This window comes from Pseudomonas sp. SORGH_AS_0199, assembly GCF_031453735.1.
GTDB classification, from domain to species: domain Bacteria; phylum Pseudomonadota; class Gammaproteobacteria; order Pseudomonadales; family Pseudomonadaceae; genus Chryseomonas; species Chryseomonas aestiva.
The window spans coordinates 3,951,271-3,970,103 of the sequence record NZ_JAVJAE010000001.1 but is presented as its reverse complement, the minus strand read 5'-3'; the positions used below and the strand labels follow the sequence as shown (position 1 = coordinate 3,970,103).

General features: G+C 63.3%; 15 protein-coding genes and 3 pseudogenes. All 18 read left to right on the top strand.

The genetic code is table 11. The features are described from left to right. The first annotated feature begins 138 nt into the window (after positions 1-138). The 18 genes and pseudogenes from uvrB (at position 139) to fliE (ending at position 18,824) form a co-directional block, all read left to right on the top strand. Positions 139-2,148, top strand: coding sequence for an excinuclease ABC subunit UvrB (uvrB, locus tag QE444_RS18615; RefSeq protein ID WP_187979897.1), 2,010 nt, complete (start codon positions 139-141; stop codon positions 2,146-2,148). 221 nt (positions 2,149-2,369) lie between these two features. Beyond that, a pseudogene (gene gltX / locus QE444_RS18610) lies at positions 2,370-3,852 on the top strand (glutamate--tRNA ligase). 59 nt (positions 3,853-3,911) lie between these two features. Then, a complete protein-coding gene (locus QE444_RS18605; RefSeq protein WP_309740750.1) occupies positions 3,912-4,523 on the top strand; it encodes a YitT family protein in 612 nt (203 codons plus the stop codon). A gap of 113 nt (positions 4,524-4,636) precedes the next feature. Next, on the top strand, positions 4,637-5,749 hold the full coding sequence (hisC, locus tag QE444_RS18600; RefSeq protein WP_309740747.1) for a histidinol-phosphate transaminase: 1,113 nt from the start codon (positions 4,637-4,639) through the stop codon (positions 5,747-5,749). Positions 5,750-5,762: 13 nt separating this feature from the next. After that, positions 5,763-6,647: pseudogene (locus tag QE444_RS18595) on the top strand (prephenate dehydrogenase/arogenate dehydrogenase family protein); the annotation flags it as partial. 38 nt (positions 6,648-6,685) lie between these two features. Beyond that, a complete protein-coding gene (gene cmk / locus QE444_RS18590) occupies positions 6,686-7,372 on the top strand; it encodes a (d)CMP kinase (RefSeq protein WP_007160398.1) in 687 nt (228 codons plus the stop codon). 140 nt (positions 7,373-7,512) lie between these two features. Beyond that, positions 7,513-9,192 carry a 30S ribosomal protein S1 gene (gene rpsA / locus QE444_RS18585; protein ID WP_007160397.1) on the top strand — a complete coding sequence of 560 codons (1,680 nt, stop codon included), beginning with the start codon at positions 7,513-7,515 and terminating at the stop codon, positions 9,190-9,192. 188 nt (positions 9,193-9,380) lie between these two features. Beyond that, the gene (gene ihfB / locus QE444_RS18580) at positions 9,381-9,668 is read left to right on the top strand and encodes an integration host factor subunit beta (protein WP_133862410.1); all 288 of its coding nucleotides are present in this window, start codon (positions 9,381-9,383) and stop codon (positions 9,666-9,668) included. A 245-nt stretch (positions 9,669-9,913) separates the two neighbouring features. Beyond that, positions 9,914-10,135 (top strand): hypothetical protein, encoded by a 222-nt coding sequence (locus tag QE444_RS18575; protein ID WP_309740739.1) that lies wholly within the window; start codon positions 9,914-9,916, stop codon positions 10,133-10,135. A 139-nt stretch (positions 10,136-10,274) separates the two neighbouring features. After that, entirely contained in the window at positions 10,275-11,249 is a 975-nt protein-coding gene (locus QE444_RS18570; RefSeq protein WP_309740737.1) for an NAD-dependent epimerase/dehydratase family protein, read from the top strand. Next, positions 11,249-12,295 (top strand): MraY family glycosyltransferase, encoded by a 1,047-nt coding sequence (locus tag QE444_RS18565; protein WP_405046481.1) that lies wholly within the window; start codon positions 11,249-11,251, stop codon positions 12,293-12,295. The genes QE444_RS18570 and QE444_RS18565 overlap by 1 nt, the downstream gene beginning before the upstream one ends. A 10-nt stretch (positions 12,296-12,305) precedes the next feature. Continuing rightward, positions 12,306-14,288: a nucleoside-diphosphate sugar epimerase/dehydratase gene (locus QE444_RS18560; RefSeq protein WP_187979891.1), complete on the top strand. Its 1,983-nt coding sequence runs from the start codon at positions 12,306-12,308 to the stop codon at positions 14,286-14,288. Between the two features lie 221 nt (positions 14,289-14,509). Continuing rightward, positions 14,510-15,575: pseudogene (gene rfbB / locus QE444_RS18555) on the top strand (dTDP-glucose 4,6-dehydratase). Positions 15,576-15,647: 72 nt separating this feature from the next. Next, positions 15,648-16,529 carry a glucose-1-phosphate thymidylyltransferase RfbA gene (gene rfbA / locus QE444_RS18550; protein WP_309740731.1) on the top strand — a complete coding sequence of 294 codons (882 nt, stop codon included), beginning with the start codon at positions 15,648-15,650 and terminating at the stop codon, positions 16,527-16,529. After that, complete coding sequence (gene rfbC / locus QE444_RS18545; protein WP_133862403.1) at positions 16,529-17,065, top strand: dTDP-4-dehydrorhamnose 3,5-epimerase; 537 nt, start codon at positions 16,529-16,531, stop codon at positions 17,063-17,065. Before rfbA ends, rfbC begins: the two co-directional genes overlap by 1 nt. Continuing rightward, positions 17,062-17,976 (top strand): dTDP-4-dehydrorhamnose reductase, encoded by a 915-nt coding sequence (rfbD, locus tag QE444_RS18540; protein ID WP_158889339.1) that lies wholly within the window; start codon positions 17,062-17,064, stop codon positions 17,974-17,976. The genes rfbC and rfbD overlap by 4 nt, the downstream gene beginning before the upstream one ends. A gap of 59 nt (positions 17,977-18,035) precedes the next feature. Next, positions 18,036-18,308 carry a helix-hairpin-helix domain-containing protein gene (locus QE444_RS18535; RefSeq protein WP_309740725.1) on the top strand — a complete coding sequence of 91 codons (273 nt, stop codon included), beginning with the start codon at positions 18,036-18,038 and terminating at the stop codon, positions 18,306-18,308. Positions 18,309-18,482: 174 nt separating this feature from the next. Further along, on the top strand, positions 18,483-18,824 hold the full coding sequence (gene fliE / locus QE444_RS18530; RefSeq protein ID WP_132832054.1) for a flagellar hook-basal body complex protein FliE: 342 nt from the start codon (positions 18,483-18,485) through the stop codon (positions 18,822-18,824). Positions 18,825-18,833: the final 9 nt, after the last annotated feature.

Here is an 18,833-nt window from a genome sequence, read left to right as displayed (position 1 = left end):
ACGTGCGGCGCCGCAGGCGGATTGCAAAGGGGTGCATGCGACCTCATCTAGGGCCTTCCAGCTTTTTCCTCGTCCACACCGCCCTGACCTTGCGTCGGCGCGGTGGTGTCCGTGCATTTCCGCGCTCTTGAGGCAGCCATGTCCGCATTCCAGCTCTCCACTCGCTACACCCCGGCCGGCGACCAGCCCGAAGCCATTCGCCAGATGGTGGAAGGCCTGGAGGCGGGCCTGTCGCACCAGACCCTGCTCGGCGTGACCGGCTCGGGCAAGACCTTCAGCATCGCCAACGTCATCGCCCAGGTGCAGCGCCCGACCATGGTGCTGGCGCCGAACAAGACCCTGGCCGCCCAGCTCTATGGTGAATTCAAGGCCTTCTTCCCGAACAACTCGGTGGAGTACTTCGTCTCCTACTACGACTACTACCAGCCGGAAGCCTATGTGCCCTCGTCGGACACCTTCATCGAGAAGGACTCGTCCATCAACGACCATATCGAGCAGATGCGTCTGTCCGCCACCAAGGCGCTGCTGGAGCGCAAGGACGCCATCATCGTCGCCTCGGTGTCCTCGATCTACGGCCTGGGCAGTCCCGAGGCCTACCTGAAGATGGTCCTGCACCTGGATCGCGGCGACCGCATCGACCAGCGCACCATCCTGCGTCGCCTGGCCGAGTTGCAGTACAGCCGCAACGACATGGAATTCGCCCGCGCGACCTTTCGGGTGCGCGGCGACGTCATCGACATCTTCCCTGCGGAATCCGACCTGGAAGCGGTACGCATCGAGCTGTTCGACGATGAGGTGGAAAGCCTGTCGGCCTTCGATCCGTTGACTGGCGAGGTGATCCGCAAGCTGCCGCGCTTCACCTTCTATCCCAAGACCCACTACGCCACGCCACGCGAGACCCTGCTGGGCGCCATCGAGAACATCAAGCGGGAGCTCGCCGAACGCCTGGAATGGCTGCGCAGCCAGAATCGCCTGCTCGAAGCCCAGCGGCTGGAGCAGCGCACTCGCTTCGACCTGGAAATGATCCTCGAACTGGGCTATTGCAACGGTATCGAGAACTACAGTCGCTACCTGTCCGGGCGGGGTCCGGGCGAGCCGCCACCCACTCTCTATGACTATCTGCCGAGCAATGCCCTGCTGGTGATCGACGAATCCCACGTCACCGTTCCGCAGATTGGCGCCATGTTCAAGGGCGACCGCTCGCGCAAGGAAACCCTGGTGGAATACGGCTTCCGCCTGCCCTCGGCGCTGGACAACCGGCCCCTGAAATTCGAGGAGTGGGAGGCCGGTGCGCCCCAGACCATCTTCGTTTCGGCTACCCCCGGTCCCTATGAGGAAGAGCACGCCGGCCGCGTGGTCGAGCAGGTGGTGCGCCCCACCGGCCTGGTCGACCCCATCATCGAGATCCGTCCGGCCACCACCCAGGTGGACGATCTGCTCTCCGAGATCCGCCTGCGGGTGGCCCAGGAGGAGCGGGTGCTCTGCACCACCCTGACCAAGCGCATGGCCGAGGACCTCACCGACTACCTGGCCGACCACGACGTACGGGTGCGCTACCTGCACTCGGACATCGACACCGTGGAACGAGTGGAGATCATCCGCGACCTGCGCCTGGGTACCTTCGACGTCCTGGTAGGCATCAACCTGCTGCGCGAAGGCCTGGACATGCCGGAAGTCTCCCTGGTGGCGGTGCTCGACGCGGACAAGGAAGGCTTCCTGCGTTCCGAGCGTTCGCTGATCCAGACCATCGGCCGGGCGGCGCGCAACCTCAACGGCAAGGCCATCCTCTATGCCGACAACATGACCGGCTCCATGCAGCGCGCCATCGACGAGACCGAACGCCGGCGCAACAGGCAGCTGGCCTTCAACGAAGAACACGGCATCGTGCCCCAGGGCATCAAGAAGGACATCCGCGACATCATGGAAGGCGCCGCGGCCCCGGGTGCCAAGGGCAAGCGCCGAGTGGCCAAGGCCGCCGAGGACCAGGGCGAATACGCCGCCGAACTGCGCTCGCCGAGCGAGATCGGCAAGCGCATCCGTCAGCTCGAAGAGAAGATGTTGCAGCTGGCGCGCGACCTGCAGTTCGAATCCGCCGCCCAGCTGCGCGATGAGATCCAGGCACTGCGCGAGCGCCTGGTCCAGGTCTAGGAGCCTGTACCTGTTCTGCTGCGCGTCGGCCAAGCCGCGTTGAAAATAGCTTCGGAATGCTCATTTACCCTTCGTAAACTCCGCTTCCTCAGCTATTTTCGCCTTGCTTGGCTCTAGCTCACGAGAACATGAACAGGCTCGGGCTTTCCGCCAACTGGCAGCGCCAGGGCTGGCGCTGCTACCATTCCGCCTTTGTCCCTTCGCGTTTTTCGAGAAAGCCGATGACCACCGTTCGCACGCGCATCGCGCCGTCGCCCACCGGCGACCCGCATGTCGGTACCGCCTATATCGCCCTGTTCAACCTCTGCTTCGCCCGTCAGCACGGCGGTCAGTTCATCCTGCGCATCGAGGATACCGACCAGGTCCGCTCGACCCGCGAATCCGAACAGCAGATCTACGACGCCCTGCGCTGGCTGGGCATCGAATGGGACGAAGGCCCCGACGTCGGCGGCCCCCATGGCCCCTATCGGCAGAGCGAACGCGGCGAGATCTACTGGAAGTACGCCCGGGAGCTGGTGGAGAAAGGGCATGCCTTCCTCTGCTTCGCCACCCCGGAAGAACTCGACCAGATGCGCGCCGAACAGCAGGCACGGGGCGAGACCCCGCGCTACGATGGTCGCGGCCTGCGGCTGACCCCGGATGAGGTGCAGCAGCGCCTGGACGCCGGCCAGCCCTATGTGATCCGCATGAAGGTCCCGGAGGAGGGCGTCTGCGTCGTCCCCGACCTGCTGCGTGGCGAGGTCGAGATCCCCTGGGATCGCATGGACATGCAGGTGCTGATGAAGGCCGACGGCCTGCCCACCTACTTCCTCGCCAACGTGGTCGATGACCACCTGATGGGTATCACCCACGTCCTGCGCGGTGAAGAGTGGCTGCCCTCGGCGCCCAAGCTGATCAAGCTCTACGAATACTTCGGCTGGGAGCAGCCGCAGCTCTGCTACATGCCGCTGCTGCGCAATCCCGACAAGAGCAAGCTCTCCAAGCGCAAGAATCCCACCTCGGTGACCTTCTACCAGCGCATGGGCTATCTGCCCGAGGCCATGCTCAACTACCTCGGCCGCATGGGCTGGTCCATGCCCGACGAGCGCGAGAAATTCACCCTGGACGAGATGGTCGAGCATTTCGACCTCCAGCGCGTCTCCCTGGGCGGTCCGATCTTCGACGTCGAGAAGCTCTCCTGGCTCAACGGCCAGTGGCTGCGCGAGCTGAGCCCCGAGCGCTTCGCCGCCGAGGTGCAGCAGTGGGCGCTCAATCCCGCGTACCTGCTCAAGATCGCCCCGCTGGTGCAACAGCGGGTCGAGACCTTCAGCCAGATCGCTCCGCTGGCCGGCTTCTTCTTCAGCGGCGCCCTGAATCTGGATCCGGCGCTGTTCCAGCACAAGAAGCTGTCCACCGACCAGGTCCGCCTGGTCATGCAACTGCTGCTGTGGAAGACTCGAAGCCCTGCGCCAGTGGGACAAGGAACGCACTACTGCGGTGATCCAGGCGGTCGCCGAGCACCAGCAGCTGAAGTTGCGCGACGTCATGCCGCTGCTGTTCGCCGCCATCACCGGTCAGGCCAGTTCGGTCTCGGTGCTGGATGCCATGGAGATCCTCGGTCCGGACCTCACCCGCTTCCGCCTGCGCCAGGCGGTCGAGCTGCTGGGTGCGCCTTCCAAGAAGGAAACCAAGGAGTGGGAGAAGCTGCTGGCCGAGCTCGGCTGACAGTCTCCCGGCCGATTCCGGAGTCGGGGTCGGCTTCCCCCTTGCGCCAGGATGGCCCCATGACCTCCGTGACTCCCCAACGGCACAATCTGCTCGAAGATGTGCTGGCCTTGCTCAGCGCGACCCTGATGATCGCCCTGGCGGTCAACCTCTATCGCCAGGCCGGCCTGCTCACCGGCGGTACCGCAGGCCTGGCCTTTCTCGCCCAGTACGGCACGCGCCTCTCCTTCGGTCAGGCGTTCTTTCTCATCAACCTGCCGTTCTACTGGCTGGCCGTGCGGCGCATGGGCTGGGCCTTTACCCTGCGGACCCTGGCGGCCGTGACCCTGGTGTCGCTGCTGACCGAGTTGACCCCGCACTTCATCGCTTTCAGCGCACTGCAACCCCTCTATGCCGCGGTGATGGGCGGCGTCCTGATGGGCGTGGGGCTGCTGATCCTCTTCCGTCACCAGGCCAGCCTCGGCGGCATCAACATTGCCGTGCTCTATCTGCAGCAGCGCTATGGCTGGCGAGCGGGCAAGGTGCAGATGGGCATCGATTGCCTGATCGTCCTGCTGGCGCTGTGGGTCGTCGAGCCCGTTGCCATCCTCGTCTCGATCCTGGGCGCCGTGATCCTCAATCTGACCCTGGCGATCAACCATCGGCCCGGGCGTTACAGCGCCATCAGCTAGGGGCTTTCCGTCGCGCAGGCGCAACTTCGATTGGTCCGCGACCCGCCTTGGCTTTAAGATGGCGCCCATTTTCGGCGGCCCGACCGTCGTCATTGCAAGTTGAAGAGGTCTCCATGAGCTGCGATTTCCTGGCACAAGCCCTTCCCGGCGTACAGAAACTCTCGCCCTACGTGCCTGGCAAGCCCGTCGATGAACTGGCCCGTGAACTGGGCATGGCGCCGGCCAGCATCGTCAAGCTCGCCAGCAACGAGAACCCGCTCGGCCCCAGCGCCAAGGCCCTCGAAGCCATTCGTGCCGAACTGGCCGAGCTGACCCGCTATCCGGATGGCGGCGGCTTCGACCTCAAGCAGGCCCTCAGCCAGAGATTCGGTGTGGCCGCCCCTGGCATCACCCTGGGCAACGGCTCCAACGACATCCTCGAACTGGTCGCCCGGGCCTATCTGGCGCCCGGCTACAACGCCGTGTTCAGCGAGCATGCCTTCGCCGTCTATCCGCTGGTGACCCTGGCCATCGGCGCCGAAGGCCGCAGCGTCCCGGCCAAGGACTACGGGCATGACCTCGACGCCATGCTCGCCGCCATCGATGCCGACACCCGGGTGGTCTTCATCGCCAATCCCAACAACCCTACCGGCACCTGGTTCGACAGCGAGGCCCTGGCACTCTTCCTCGCCCGCGTACCCGAGCACGTCCTGGTGGTACTGGACGAGGCCTATATCGAATACGCCGAGGGCGACGAGCTGCCGGACGGCCTGGCATTCCTTGCCCGGTACCCCAACCTCGTCGTCTCGCGTACCTTCTCCAAGGCCTATGGCCTGGCCGCCCTGCGCGTCGGCTATGCCTTCTCCTCGCCGACCGTGGCCGACGTCCTCAATCGGGTGCGCCAGCCGTTCAACGTCAATAGCCTGGCCCAGGCCGCGGCCTGTGCGGCCCTGGCCGACAGCGACTACCTGGCCCGCAGTCGGGCCCTCAACGATGCGGGCATGGCCCAGCTGGAAGCCGGTTTCCGCGACCTCGGCCTGGCGTGGATTCCTTCCCGTGGCAATTTCATCGCCGTGGACCTGGGGCGCGACGCCGCGCCGATCAACCAGGGGCTGCTGCAGGAGGGCGTCATCGTGCGGCCCGTCGCCGGCTATGGCATGCCGACCTTCCTGCGCGTGTCCATCGGCACCGAAGCGGAAAATGCCCGTTTCCTGACGGCGCTGAGCAAGGTCCTGGGTCGTGGCTGAAGTGGCCACCCTTCTGATCGACCGTCTCGTCGTTGTCGGCCTGGGCCTGATCGGCGGCTCCTTCGCCAAGGGCGCTCGCGCCAGTGGTCTCTGTCGTGAGGTGGTCGGGGTCGATCGCGATCCCGAGACCCGCCGGCTGGCGGTCGAGCTGGGTGTGGTCGACCGCTGCGTCGCCGAGTTGGACGATGCCTGCCCGGGTGCCGACGTCATCCAGCTCGCCGTGCCCATCCTGGCCATGGAGCGGGTGCTGGCCGATCTCGCGGCCTTGCCGTTGCAGGGTGCCATCCTCACCGACGTCGGCAGCGCCAAGGGCAACGTGGTGCGCGCCGCTCGCCAGGCCTTCGCCGGCCAGCCGCTGCGCTTCGTGCCGGGTCATCCCATCGCCGGCTCCGAGCGCAGCGGCGTCACGGCAGCCAACGCGGCGCTGTTCAACCGGCACAAGGTCATCCTCACGCCACTGGAAGAGACCCTTCCAGCCGATCTGGACAAGGTCGACCGGCTCTGGCGCGCCATAGGGGCCGATGTCGAACACATGACCGTCGAGCATCATGACCAGGTCCTCGCTGCCACCAGTCACCTGCCGCACCTGCTGGCCTTCAATCTGGTGGATTCCCTGGCCAAGCGCAGCGAGAACCGCGAGATCTTCCATTACGCTGCTGGCGGTTTCCGCGACTTCACCCGCATCGCCGGCAGCGATCCGACCATGTGGCACGACATCTTCATCGCCAATCGTGAAGCCGTACTGCAGGCCCTGGACACCTATCGCGCCGATCTCGACGAGCTGCGCGGCGCCATCCAGGCCGGCGATGGTCAGTTCCTCATGGAGGTGCTGACCCATGCCCGCGGCGCGCGCGAATATTTCGGGCGCATCCTCGCCAGTCGTACCCAGGCCGGCGCTCAGGTCGCCGTCCATCAATCTCTTACGGAGGGGCACTCATGAGCAGTACCGCACCCGTCATCACCCTCGATGGCCCTGGCGGTTCGGGGAAGGGCACCCTCGCGGCGCTGGTCGCCCGTCAGCTGGGCTGGAATCTGCTGGATTCCGGCGCCCTCTACCGCCTGCTGGCCTTCGCCGCCCGCAACCATGGCGTGGACTACACCAACGAAGAGTCGCTCAAGTTGCTGGCGGCCCACCTGGACGTCCAGTTTCTTGCCGGGCATGAGCACGGCCAGCGCATCATCCTCGAAGGGGAGGACGTCACCGACGTCATCCGTACCGAGGAAGTCGGCGCCGGCGCCTCCCAGGTCGCTACCCTGCCCGCCGTGCGCGATGCCCTGCTGCAGCGCCAGCAGGCGTTCCGCGAGGCGCCCGGTCTGGTCGCCGATGGCCGTGACATGGGCACCGTGGTGTTTCCGGACGCCGAGCTGAAGATCTTTCTGACCGCCGGTGCCGAGGAAAGAGCACAGCGGCGTTATCTTCAGTTGAAGCAGAAGGGCGAAAATGTTAGCTTGCCTGCCCTCCTGGAAGAGATCCGTGAGCGGGACGCCCGCGATAGTCAGCGTAGCGTTGCTCCGCTCAAGCCGGCCGACGATGCCGTCGAGCTGGATTCCACGCATCTCTCCATACAACAGGTATTGGAACGCATCCTGACCCTGGCCGCCGAGCGCGACCTGGCGGGATGAAGGCCGAGACTCATCCGAGTCGTCGGTGAAAGCTACCGGGAACCAGTCGCATCCCGGCAGCCGGATGGTAACCACTCACCCCGCATGGGCTGGTCATGCGGTAGCCGGATACATCGGGTATCCATACAACAGGTATGAACATGAGCGAAAGCTTCGCAGAACTCTTTGAAGAAAGTCTGAAATCCCTCGACATGCAGCCGGGCGCCATCATCGTCGGCACCGTGGTGTCGATCGATGGCGACTGGGTTGTGGTCGATACCGGCCTGAAATCCGAAGGCCTGGTTCCGCTCGAGCAGTTCTACAACGAACAAGGCGAGCTGACCATCAACGTGGGTGACGAAGTCCACGTAGCCCTGGATGCCGTCGAAGACGGTTTCGGCGAAACCAAAGTGTCTCGCGAAAAGGCCAAGCGCGCCGAATCCTGGCTGGTCCTGGAAGCCGCGTTCAGCGCCGACGAAGTGGTCAAGGGTGTCATCAACGGCAAGGTCAAGGGCGGTTTCACCGTCGACGTCAGCGGCATCCGCGCGTTCCTGCCGGGCTCCCTGGTCGATGTCCGTCCGGTGCGTGACACCACTCACCTGGAAGGCAAGGAACTCGAGTTCAAGGTCATCAAGCTGGACCAGAAGCGCAACAACGTTGTCGTTTCCCGTCGTAGCGTCCTGGAAGCCGAGAACAGCGCCGAGCGTGAAGCTCTGCTGGAATCCCTGCAGGAAGGCCAGCAAGTCAAGGGTATCGTCAAGAACCTCACCGACTACGGTGCGTTCGTCGACCTGGGCGGCGTAGACGGCCTGCTGCACATCACCGACATGGCCTGGAAGCGCATCAAGCATCCGTCGGAAATCGTCAACGTCGGCGACGAGATCGACGTCAAGGTGCTGAAGTTCGACCGCGAGCGCAACCGCGTCTCCCTGGGTCTGAAGCAGCTGGGCGAAGATCCGTGGGTCGCCATCAAGGCCCGTTACCCGGAAGGCACCCGCGTTCAGGCGCGCGTCACCAACCTCACCGACTACGGCTGCTTCGCCGAGCTGGAAGAGGGCGTGGAAGGCCTGGTGCACGTGTCCGAAATGGATTGGACCAACAAGAACATCCACCCGTCCAAGGTCGTTCAGGTCGGCGACGAAGTGGAAGTCATGGTCCTGGATATCGACGAAGAGCGTCGTCGTATCTCCCTGGGCATCAAGCAGTGCCGCGCCAACCCGTGGGAAGAGTTCTCGGGTCAGTTCAACAAGGGCGACCGCATCTCCGGCACCATCAAGTCGATCACCGATTTCGGTATCTTCATTGGTCTGGAAGGCGGCATCGACGGCCTGGTACACCTGTCCGACATCTCCTGGAACGAAACCGGCGAAGAAGCCGTGCGTCGCTTCAAGAAGGGTGACGAGCTGGACACCGTGATCCTGTCCGTTGACCCGGAGCGCGAGCGCATCTCCCTGGGTATCAAGCAGCTGGAAGACGATCCGTTCTCCAACTACGCCTCCCTGAACGAGAAAGGCACTATCGTGCGCGGTACTGTCAAGGAAGTCGATGCCAAGGGCGCTGTCATCACCCTGGCCAACGAGATCGAAGGCGTCCTGAAGGCGTCCGAAATCAGCCGTGACCGCGTCGAAGACGCCCGTAACGTGCTGAAGGAAGGCGACGAAGTCGAAGCCAAGATCATCAGCATCGATCGCAAGAGCCGCGTGATCAGCCTCTCCGTCAAGTCCAAGGACGTCGACGACGAGAAGGAAGCCATGAGCTCCCTGCGTAGCAAGCAAGAGCCTGCTGCTGGCCCCACCACCATCGGCGACCTGATCAAGGCGCAGATGGAAAGCCAGAACTAAGTTCGAGCTTGAATAAAAGGCGACCCTTCGGGGTCGCTTTTTTTTGGCTGGCGAAAAGTGGGCAGGGTGGTCATGACCCGTAAAAAGTTGCCGGGACCAAAGTCGTCCGCTTGACTTTTCAAAAATCCGTCGGCGTGCTAAAAGTCCTTGGAGGTGATCTAGCCGCTTGATAACGAAGGAAAAAATCCATGACCAAGTCGGAGTTGATCGAGCGCATCGTTTCCTATCAGGGGCAGTTGTCGTCCAGGGATGTCGAACTGGCGATCAAGACCATGCTGGAGCAGATGGCCCAGGCACTTTCCACTGGAGACCGTATCGAGATCCGCGGCTTCGGCAGCTTTTCGCTGCACTATCGCGAACCCCGTACGGGGCGCAATCCCAAGACCGGCGAGTCGGTGCTGCTGGACGGCAAGTTCGTTCCGCACTTCAAGCCAGGTAAGGAGCTGCGGGACAGGGTCAACGAGCTGGAGCCATAAAGCCGTCGCCCACTGCCGGTCTTTTCTCTGTCTGCCCGACAAGAGTTTGATTTTCCTTGTTTTTTTGGCTAGCTCGGAGCCGTCAAAAAAGCGTTATTCATAAGGCTGGTATCGGTATTTTGACGTTTACAAAAAAAGTCAAGCCGTTTTGATATTTTTGTAGACGGGTTCCGATTTTTGTATGAGACTTCCTTCACATAAGGTCTTGGGTGACCTCGTAGTCCACGCCGAGTGAGGAAGTTGTCATGCGCCACTATCTTTTCATCTGGATCGGTATCGCCGCCTGCTTCACCAGCATGCACCTCGGTCATCCCTTCCTCGCTGTAGCCGCTCTGGCCGGTAGCTGGATGGTTGCCCTGTTCCTGCAGCCCGTTCAGCGCGTCGAGAGCTTCTCGCGCCACTACGTTGGCCAGCCGAGCGCTCGCTTCCAGGCCGTCGAAGTCCAGGCTTCCGCCAAGACCTTCTAAGGTTCTCAAGTTTTTCGGCCCGCCGAGCTCAGGTTCGGCGGGCTTTTTTATGCCTGCGTTCTGCGTGGCTAGGCCCTCGCGGGGCAATGTCTTACCATAAGCGCCCTTTCCTGGCTGACTGGCACGGCGCAACGCATTGATGGAACGCAAGATTCTGGTGACTGGGGCGGGGGGCTTCGTCGGCGCAGCCCTGGTTCGGCAGCTACAGGCCAAGGGGTATCCGGTGGTCGCCGCGCAGCGCCAGCCGGCAGCTGCCTCGATCGCGGGCGAGGTGATTCCGGTGATCCGTGAGTTGTCCGCCGATACCGACTGGTCCGCGCCCCTGGCAGGGGTGGATGCCGTCATCCATCTCGCCGCCCGGGTCCATCAGCTGGGCGAGCAGCCAGGCGTGGTCAGCGAGGCTCGCTACGATGAGGTGAATCGGGCGGCAACCCTCAAGCTGGCCCGGGATGCCCAGGCTGCCGGCGTCCGTCGCTTCATCTTCGTCAGCAGCATCAAGGTCAATGGTGACTGGACCCTTCCCGGCAAGCCCTTTCGCGCTGACGATCTGCCCGCACCCACCGATGCCTACGCGCGTTCCAAGGCCGCTGCCGAACAGCAGCTGCTGGCGCTGATGGCCGAGACCGGGCTGGAAGTGGTCATCGTGCGTCCACCACTGATCTACGGGCCTGGGGTAAAGGCCAATGTGGCCCGTCTGCTGGACACCCTGGCGCGGGGCGTACCGCTGCCACTGGGGGGCGTTCGGCACAACAGGCGCAGTCTGCTCGCGCTGGAGAATCTGCTCGATCTGTTGATCCTGTGCATCGCGGCGCCCAAGGCGGCCGGGGCCATCCTGCTGGTCAGCGACGATGAAGATCTTTCCACCGCCGAGCTGCTCGAATCGCTGGCCGAAGGCCTGGGTCAGAAACCCCGGCTGATCGCCGTTCCGTCCGCCTGGCTCGAATGGGGCGCCAGATTGCTGGGGCGGGGTGAGGTGGCGCAACGTCTCTGTGGGTCGCTGCAGGTCGACATCCAGCCCACCAAGACCTTGCTGGGCTGGCAGCCCCCGCTGTCGGCGCGGGCCGCCTTGCGTGCGCTGGGCGCGCAACGGGCCGGTGCGGAGGGTCGGAAATGATGCTGCTCCTGTTGCTCCTGGCTGGCGGCTGCAGCTGGCTCGGCACGGCGGCGCTGCGCCGCTATGCCCTGTCCGGAGGACTGCTCGACGAACCCAACGCGCGCAGTTCGCACCAGGTGGCGACGCCTCGAGGCGGCGGCCTGGCGATCGTCGTGGTGTTCGTGCTCGGCTGTGTGGTGCTGGAGCTGCTGGGGCAGCTTGATCCGGCTTCCTGCGGCGTCCTGATAGGAGCGGGGCTGCTGGTGGCAGTGCTCGGCTTCGTCGACGATCATCGGCACGTGGGCGCCGGCTGGCGTCTGCTGGGTCACTTTCTGGCGGCGGTCGCTGCCCTGCTGTGGCTGGGCGGCTATGGCGCGCTTCCTGAGCAGCTGTCCGCTGTTCTGGGGCTGCCCGGCTGGCTGGTGATGCCCCTTGGCGTCCTCTATCTGGTCTGGCTGCTGAATCTCTACAATTTCATGGATGGCATCGATGGTATCGCCGGCGTCGAGGCGCTCGTCGTCTGTCTGGGCATGGCGCTGATCTATGCCGTGACCGAGCATGGCGCCTTGCTGGGCGCACCCCTGCTCCTGGCGGCGGCCGTGGGTGGCTTCCTATGCTGGAATTTTCCGCCAGCGCGCATCTTCATGGGTGATGTCGGCAGTGGCTTTCTCGGTCTGATTCTCGGCATGCTGTCGTTGCAGGCGGCACTGGTGGAGCTGTCGCTGTTCTGGGCCTGGCTGATCCTGCTCGGCGTCTTCGTGGTCGATGCGACCTGGACCCTGTTGCGGCGGCTGAGCCGGGGCAAGAAGCCCTACGAGGCTCATCGCACCCACGCCTATCAGTGGGCCTCCCGTCAGCATGGCGCCCATCGTCCGGTGACCCTGTCGGTACTCGCCATCAACCTGTTCTGGTTGCTGCCTATCGCTTTGCTGGTGGGGCTGGGTCTTTTAAGTGCCATACTGGGGCTCTTGCTTGCCTATGGGCCTTTGCTTTGCCTGGCCCTTCGATACCATGCTGGGACCGATGAGGTAGCCATGGCTGCGCAGTCCACCGGATTCAGGGATTAGGGACACTGACATGTTGCGTGACCATCTGGTCAAGCTGAACCGGCGTACCAAGAGAGTCATCCAGGTCGCGGTCGACCTGTTGCTGATCTGGCTCTCGCTATGGTTGGCCTTCTATCTGCGCCTGGGTTCCGTGCAGATGATCGAGCCCTTCAGCGGGCACGCCTGGCTGTTCATCACTGCGCCGGCCATCGCCATTCCCCTGTTCATCCGCTTCGGGATGTATCGCGCGGTCATGCGCTACCTGGGCAACGACGCCCTGATCGCCATCGCCAAGGCGGTGACGCTGTCGACGCTGCTGCTGTCGGTAGTCATCTACTGGTATCGCGACCTGCCGGAGATCGTTCCGCGTTCGATGATCTTCAACTACTGGATCGTCAGCCTGATCCTGATCGGCGGCCTGCGTCTCGCGCTGCGCCAGTATTTCCTGGGCGACTGGTATCGCGCCATTACCGTGCCCTTCATCAAACAGCCGGACGAACTGCCACGGGTCGCCATCTACGGCGCCGGCTCGGCGGGCAATCAGCTGGTCGCGGCGCTGCGCATGGGCCGGGCCATGCGTCCGGTGGCCTTCATCGACGATGACAAGAGCATCGCGAATCGCATCATTGCCGGTCTCAAGGTCTACACCCCCAAACACATCCAGCAGATGATCGATGAAACGGGCGCCGAGGAGATCCTTCTGGCGATCCCGTCCGCTACTCGTGCACGGCGGCGTGAGGTTCTCGGTCTGCTGGAACCCTATCCGCTGCACGTCAGAACCGTGCCGCGGATCAGCGACCTGGCCTGCGGCAAGGTACAGGTGGACGACCTCCAGGAGGTCGATATCGCCGATCTGCTGGGACGGGATCCGGTGACGCCCCGGCCCGAGCTGTTCGCCCGTTGCATCACCGCCCAGGTGGTGATGGTGACCGGGGCAGGGGGATCCATCGGCGCCGAGCTGTGCCGGCAGATCATTGGCCAGAAACCGCGCACCCTGATCCTGCTCGACCACGCCGAATTCAACCTCTACAGCATCCACCGTGAGCTGGAGACCTATATCCAGCGCGAAGCCCTGCCGGTCACCCTGGTGCCGGTGCTGGGCTCCATTCGCAACGCGCCGTTGCTCCTGCAGGTGATGCGGCACTGGAAGGTGGCCACCCTCTACCATGCGGCAGCCTACAAGCACGTGCCCATGGTCGAGCACAACATTGCCGAGGGTTTCGGCAACAACGTTTTGGGCACCCTCAATGCCGCCCAGGCGGCCATCCAGGCTGGCGTGACCAGTTTCGTGCTGATCTCCACCGACAAGGCGGTACGGCCCACCAACATCATGGGCAGTACCAAGCGCCTGGCCGAGATGATCCTGCAGGCCCTGAGTCGCGAGGCGGCGCCCGTGCTGCACGGGCAAACGGATGGTATCCATCAGGTCAATCGCACCCGCTTCACCATGGTGAGATTCGGCAACGTGCTGGGCTCGTCCGGTTCGGTCATCCCGTTGTTCAGGACCCAGATCCGCAAGGGTGGGCCGGTCACCGTCACCCATCCCAAGATCACGCGTTTCTTCATGACCATCACCGAGGCCGCCCAACTGGTCATCCAGGCGGGCGCCATGGGCGAGGGCGGAGACGTCTTCGTGCTCGACATGGGCGAGCCGGTACGCATCGTCGAACTGGCCGAGCAGATGATCAAGCTATCGGGCCTGAGCGTCCGCTCGCCGGCCAATCCCCATGGCGATGTCGCCATCGAGTTCACCGGGCTGCGACCCGGTGAAAAACTCTATGAAGAGTTGCTCATCGGTGACGACGTGAGTCCGACTTCCCATCCGAAGATCATGCGTGCCAGCGAAGACTTCCTGGCCTGGGATGCCTTCCGGGCAGCCCTCGTCGAGCTGAGTCGCGCGATCGATGCCGGTGATTATCTCCGCGTCCGGCAACTGTTGCGCGACACCGTCGCGGGCTATTCGCCAGAGGGCGACATCGTCGACTGGCTGCACGGCAAGAGATCCATCGAGTGATCCCGTCCACGCTTTCTTTCAGCCTGGATTTGAAGCCGAGCACAGAAGCGGCAGCCGCCCAGCGCTAGGCTGAACTTTCTTTTCCTGCCACTGTTTAACTCAGGTCTTTGGGTACATAGCCGTGGCTGTGACCCAAGCCAGGGATGGCTGCGCCGTCCTCCGATGTCTCGTCCGCAGCGCCGGGCGCGATGATGTACAAATCGATATAGGCAGGATTCAGGATGAAGGTACTGGTAACAGGTGGCGCGGGTTTCATTGGTTCCGCCGTGGTACGTTTTCTTATCAACGAGACCCCAATGCAAGGTTGCCAACGTCGACAAGCTGACGTACGCAGGTAACGTGGATTCCCTGGCCGAAGTCGCCGACTCCGACCGCTATGAATTCCACCAGGTGGACATCTGCGACTTCGCCGCCCTGCAGCAGGTCTTCGCGTCCTTCCAGCCCGACGTGGTCATGCACCTGGCTGCCGAGTCCCACGTGGACCGCTCCATCGAGGGCCCTGCCGCCTTCATACAGACCAATGTGGTCGGCACCGGCGTCATCCTCGAGGTGACCCGTGCGTACTGGAACGACCTGGCGCCGGAGGCCAAGGCAGCCTTCCGTTTCCACCACATCTCCACCGACGAGGTCTACGGCGACCTGCACGGTACCGACGACCTCTTCACCGAGACCACGCCCTATTCCCCGAGCTCGCCCTATTCGGCTAGCAAGGCCGGCAGCGACCATCTGGTACGTGCCTGGGGTCGGACCTACGGGCTGCCGGTACTGGTGACCAACTGCTCGAACAACTATGGCCCCTATCACTTCCCCGAGAAGCTGATCCCCCACGTCATTCTCAATGCCATCCATGGCAAGCCGCTGCCGATCTATGGCGACGGCTCCCAAGTGCGTGACTGGCTGTTCGTCGAAGATCATGCCCGCGCCCTCTATACCGTAGTGACCCAGGGCGAGGTCGGCGAGACCTACAACATCGGTGGTCACAACGAGAAACGCAACCTTCAGGTCGTCGAGACCATCTGTGACCTGCTCGAAGAACTGGCTCCGCAGAAGCCCGAGGGTGTCGAGCGCTATCGCGACCTGATCACCTTCGTCAAGGATCGTCCGGGTCACGACATGAGATACGCGATCGACGCCAGCAAGATCGGCCGCGAGCTGGGCTGGACGCCGGCAGAGACCTTCGAGACCGGCATGCGCAAGACCGTAACCTGGTACCTGAACAATCGTGAGTGGTGGCAGCGGGTACTGTCCGGCGCCTACCGCCTCGAGCGTCTCGGCGAAGCCGTTTAACGATCCTATCGCGGACACGCCCGCGGGCGTGTTCGACCGACAGCAACAGTCAATTTTCAGAGGACGATTGCCATGAGCAAATACAAGGGAATTCTGCTGGCCGGTGGCTCCGGTACCCGTTTGCACCCCATTACCCTGGGCGTGTCCAAGCAGTCGCTGCCGATCTACGACAAGCCCATGATCTACTATCCGCTGTCCGTGCTGATGCTGGCCGGTATCCAGGAAGTCCTGATCATCTCGACGCCGGCCGACCTGCCCGGCTTCCAGCGCATGCTCGGCGACGGCAGCCACTTCGGCATGCAGCTGAGCTACGCCGAGCAGCCCAGCCCGGACGGCCTGGCCCAGGCCTTCATCATCGGTCGCGAATTCGTCGGCGATGACAACGTCTGCCTGGTCCTCGGCGACAACATCTTCTACGGCCAGCGCTTCAGCGAGACGCTGCTCAAGGCTGCCAGCGTGGACAAGGGCGCCACCGTCTTCGGCTACTACGTCGCCGACCCCGAGCGTTTCGGTGTGGTCGAGTTCGACGAGCAGGGCAAGGCCCTGAGCATCGAAGAAAAGCCCAAGAAGCCGAAGTCCAACTATGCCGTCACCGGTCTGTATTTCTACGACAACGACGTGCTGGACATCGCCGCCAACATCAAGCCGTCGCCCCGGGGCGAGCTGGAAATCACCGACGTCAACAACGAGTACCTGCGCCGTGGCTCGCTGAACGTTTCCCTGCTGGGCCGCGGTTTCGCCTGGCTGGACACCGGTACCCACGACGCCTTGCTGGAAGCCGGCCACTTCGTCCAGACCATCGAGAAGCGTCAGGGTCTGAAGGTCGCCTGCCTCGAAGAGATCGCCTTCCAGAAGGGCTGGATCACCTGCGAGCAGATGGCCATGCAGGCCGAAGCGCTGAGCAAGACCGGTTACGGCCAGTACCTGGCGCGGCTGTGCAAGGAGCAGGACTGATGCAGGTCTTCGACACCGCGATCCCGGACGTCAAGCTGATCGAACCCAAGGTCTTCGGTGACGACCGCGGCTTCTTCCTGGAGTCCTTCCAGGCGGAGCGCTATGCCCAGCAGGCGGGGATCACCCTGCCGTTCGTGCAGGACAACCATTCGCGCTCCGCCCGGAACGTGCTGCGTGGCCTGCATTTCCAGCGCAGCAAGCCGCAAGGCAAGCTGGTGCGCGTGGTGCGCGGCGAGGTGCTGGACGTGGCCGTCGACATCCGTCGCGGTTCGCCCACCTTCGGCAACGTGGTCGCCGAGATCCTCTCGGAAGACAACAAGCGCCAGCTCTGGATACCGCCGGGCCTGGCCCACGGCTTCGTGGTGCTGTCGGAAACCGCTGATTTTGAATACAAGTGCACAGATTATTACGATCCCTCTGATGAAGGTTCTTTGATCTGGAATGATCCGGATCTGAATATCGACTGGCGGGTAACGGATCCCATCCTGTCCGCCAAAGATGCACAAGGCCTTCGATTGGCGGAGCTGTATAGATGAAGATACTGGTTACCGGAGCTAACGGTCAGGTCGGACGCTGTCTGACCGATCGTCTTCAGCGTTCAGAACTGGCATGGGAGGCCCATGGACGTGCCACTCTGGATATCGCTGACGAAGGCTCGGTAACCAGCCATCTCGAGCGGTTCGCTCCGGACGTCGTGATCAATGCGGCCGCCTACACGGCGGTCGACAAGGCCGAGCAGGAACCCGAGATCGCCGCCCGCGGCAATATCGAAGGTCCTGCGGTGCTTGCCCAGGCCTGCGGCGCCGCCGGCATCGCCCTGCTGCACCTGTCCACCGACTATGTGTTCGACGGTACCGCCACCGAACCCTATCAGGTCGAGGATCCGGTCAGTCCGTCCGGGGTCTACGGCATGACCAAACTGGAAGGGGAGAACCGCGTGCTCTCCGCCTGCCCGCGCTCGGTGGTGCTGAGAACCGCCTGGGTGTTCAGCGAACACTGCAACAACTTCCTCAAGACCATGCTGCGGCTCGCTGCCGATCGTGACGAACTGCGGGTGGTGAGCGACCAGGTGGGTTGCCCGACCTACGCCGGCCACATCGCCGATGCGCTGTTGCAGATCGCCGTCCAGGCCGAAGCTCAGCCTGAGCAGACGGCCTATGGCCTCTATCACTTCGGCGGCGACAGCGGCCTGAGCTGGTGCGACTTCGCGCGCTACATCATCGATGCCGGCGAGGAGCTGGGCATGCTGGAACGGGCGCCGCTCATCACCGGCATCGCCACGTCCGAATTTCCCACCCTGGCCAAGCGCCCGGCCTATTCCATGCTGGACTCCAGCGCGCTGGAGCAGCACTTCGGCATCCCGCCGAGCGACTGGCGCCAGGGCGTTCGCCAGACCCTACTGGCCCTCCAGACCGAGCGTGCCCAAGCAGGGTCTCTGGTGAGTTGACCGTCTGACCCTTTGCGTTAAGCTCTCCGGATCAAACAGCGGAACAGGGAGGTTCCTCTATGAGATTCGTCTGGATAGTGACGTTGCTGGCCCTGTTCGGTCCGTGGGCCAATGCCTGTGAGCCTGGCACGGGTGCTGCACCCAAACCTGCCGCGAATGCCAGCCTGGCACCCCTGAACATCAATGTCGCCGACGTCACCGCGCTGCAACGGCTGCGGGGAATAGGGGCCGTCAAGGCACAGGCGATCGTCGACCATCGCCAAGCCCATGGCGCCTTTGCCTCGGTGGACGAGCTGCTCGAGGTGAAGGGCATCGGCAAGGCCCTGCTGTAGCGCAACCGCGAACTGCTCAGCGTCGACTGATTTTCGGCAAACTTTAACCATCTCTTTGCACCTTTTTCCCAAACCATTGTTTTAGCTGGATTTTTAGGATCTGGCACAAGCATTGCTCTATCTCTGACACGAGTGGGCACGGCGTCAATTTCCCGTGCCAGAGGAGCAGAGCAAATGGTTCAAGGTGTCGAGTTCAATCGGTTGATGCTGGAAATGCGCTCCATGCAGACCGAAGCCATGGCCCGGTCGAAAGCCGTGGTAGCTCCGGCTGCCGGCGCGGAACAGGTCCAGGGTCCGAGCTTCGCCGACATGCTCAGCAAGGCCGTGGGCTCCGTCAATGAGACCCAGCAGACCGCTGGCGAGATGGCCAAGGCCTTCGAGCTGGGGCAGGGCGGCGTCGACCTCACTCAAGTCATGATCGCTTCGCAGAAGGCCAGCGTCTCCGTGCAGGCCTTGACCCAGGTACGCAACAAGTTTGTTCAGGCGTACCAAGACATCATGCAAATGTCGATTTGAGGACGGTCT

Excerpts from the sequence above, each read along its gene's own strand:
- uvrB (WP_187979897.1), top strand. The coding sequence starts at position 139 with ATGTCCGCATTCCAGCTCTCCACTCGCTACACCCCGGCCGGCGACCAG.
- QE444_RS18605 (WP_309740750.1), top strand. The coding sequence starts at position 3,912 with ATGACCTCCGTGACTCCCCAACGGCACAATCTGCTCGAAGATGTGCTG.
- hisC (WP_309740747.1), top strand. The coding sequence starts at position 4,637 with ATGAGCTGCGATTTCCTGGCACAAGCCCTTCCCGGCGTACAGAAACTC.
- cmk (WP_007160398.1), top strand. The coding sequence starts at position 6,686 with ATGAGCAGTACCGCACCCGTCATCACCCTCGATGGCCCTGGCGGTTCG.
- rpsA (WP_007160397.1), top strand. The coding sequence starts at position 7,513 with ATGAGCGAAAGCTTCGCAGAACTCTTTGAAGAAAGTCTGAAATCCCTC.
- ihfB (WP_133862410.1), top strand. The coding sequence starts at position 9,381 with ATGACCAAGTCGGAGTTGATCGAGCGCATCGTTTCCTATCAGGGGCAG.
- QE444_RS18575 (WP_309740739.1), top strand. The coding sequence starts at position 9,914 with ATGCGCCACTATCTTTTCATCTGGATCGGTATCGCCGCCTGCTTCACC.
- QE444_RS18570 (WP_309740737.1), top strand. The coding sequence starts at position 10,275 with ATGGAACGCAAGATTCTGGTGACTGGGGCGGGGGGCTTCGTCGGCGCA.
- QE444_RS18565 (WP_405046481.1), top strand. The coding sequence starts at position 11,249 with ATGCTGCTCCTGTTGCTCCTGGCTGGCGGCTGCAGCTGGCTCGGCACG.
- QE444_RS18560 (WP_187979891.1), top strand. The coding sequence starts at position 12,306 with ATGTTGCGTGACCATCTGGTCAAGCTGAACCGGCGTACCAAGAGAGTC.
- rfbA (WP_309740731.1), top strand. The coding sequence starts at position 15,648 with ATGAGCAAATACAAGGGAATTCTGCTGGCCGGTGGCTCCGGTACCCGT.
- rfbC (WP_133862403.1), top strand. The coding sequence starts at position 16,529 with ATGCAGGTCTTCGACACCGCGATCCCGGACGTCAAGCTGATCGAACCC.
- rfbD (WP_158889339.1), top strand. The coding sequence starts at position 17,062 with ATGAAGATACTGGTTACCGGAGCTAACGGTCAGGTCGGACGCTGTCTG.
- QE444_RS18535 (WP_309740725.1), top strand. The coding sequence starts at position 18,036 with ATGAGATTCGTCTGGATAGTGACGTTGCTGGCCCTGTTCGGTCCGTGG.
- fliE (WP_132832054.1), top strand. The coding sequence starts at position 18,483 with ATGGTTCAAGGTGTCGAGTTCAATCGGTTGATGCTGGAAATGCGCTCC.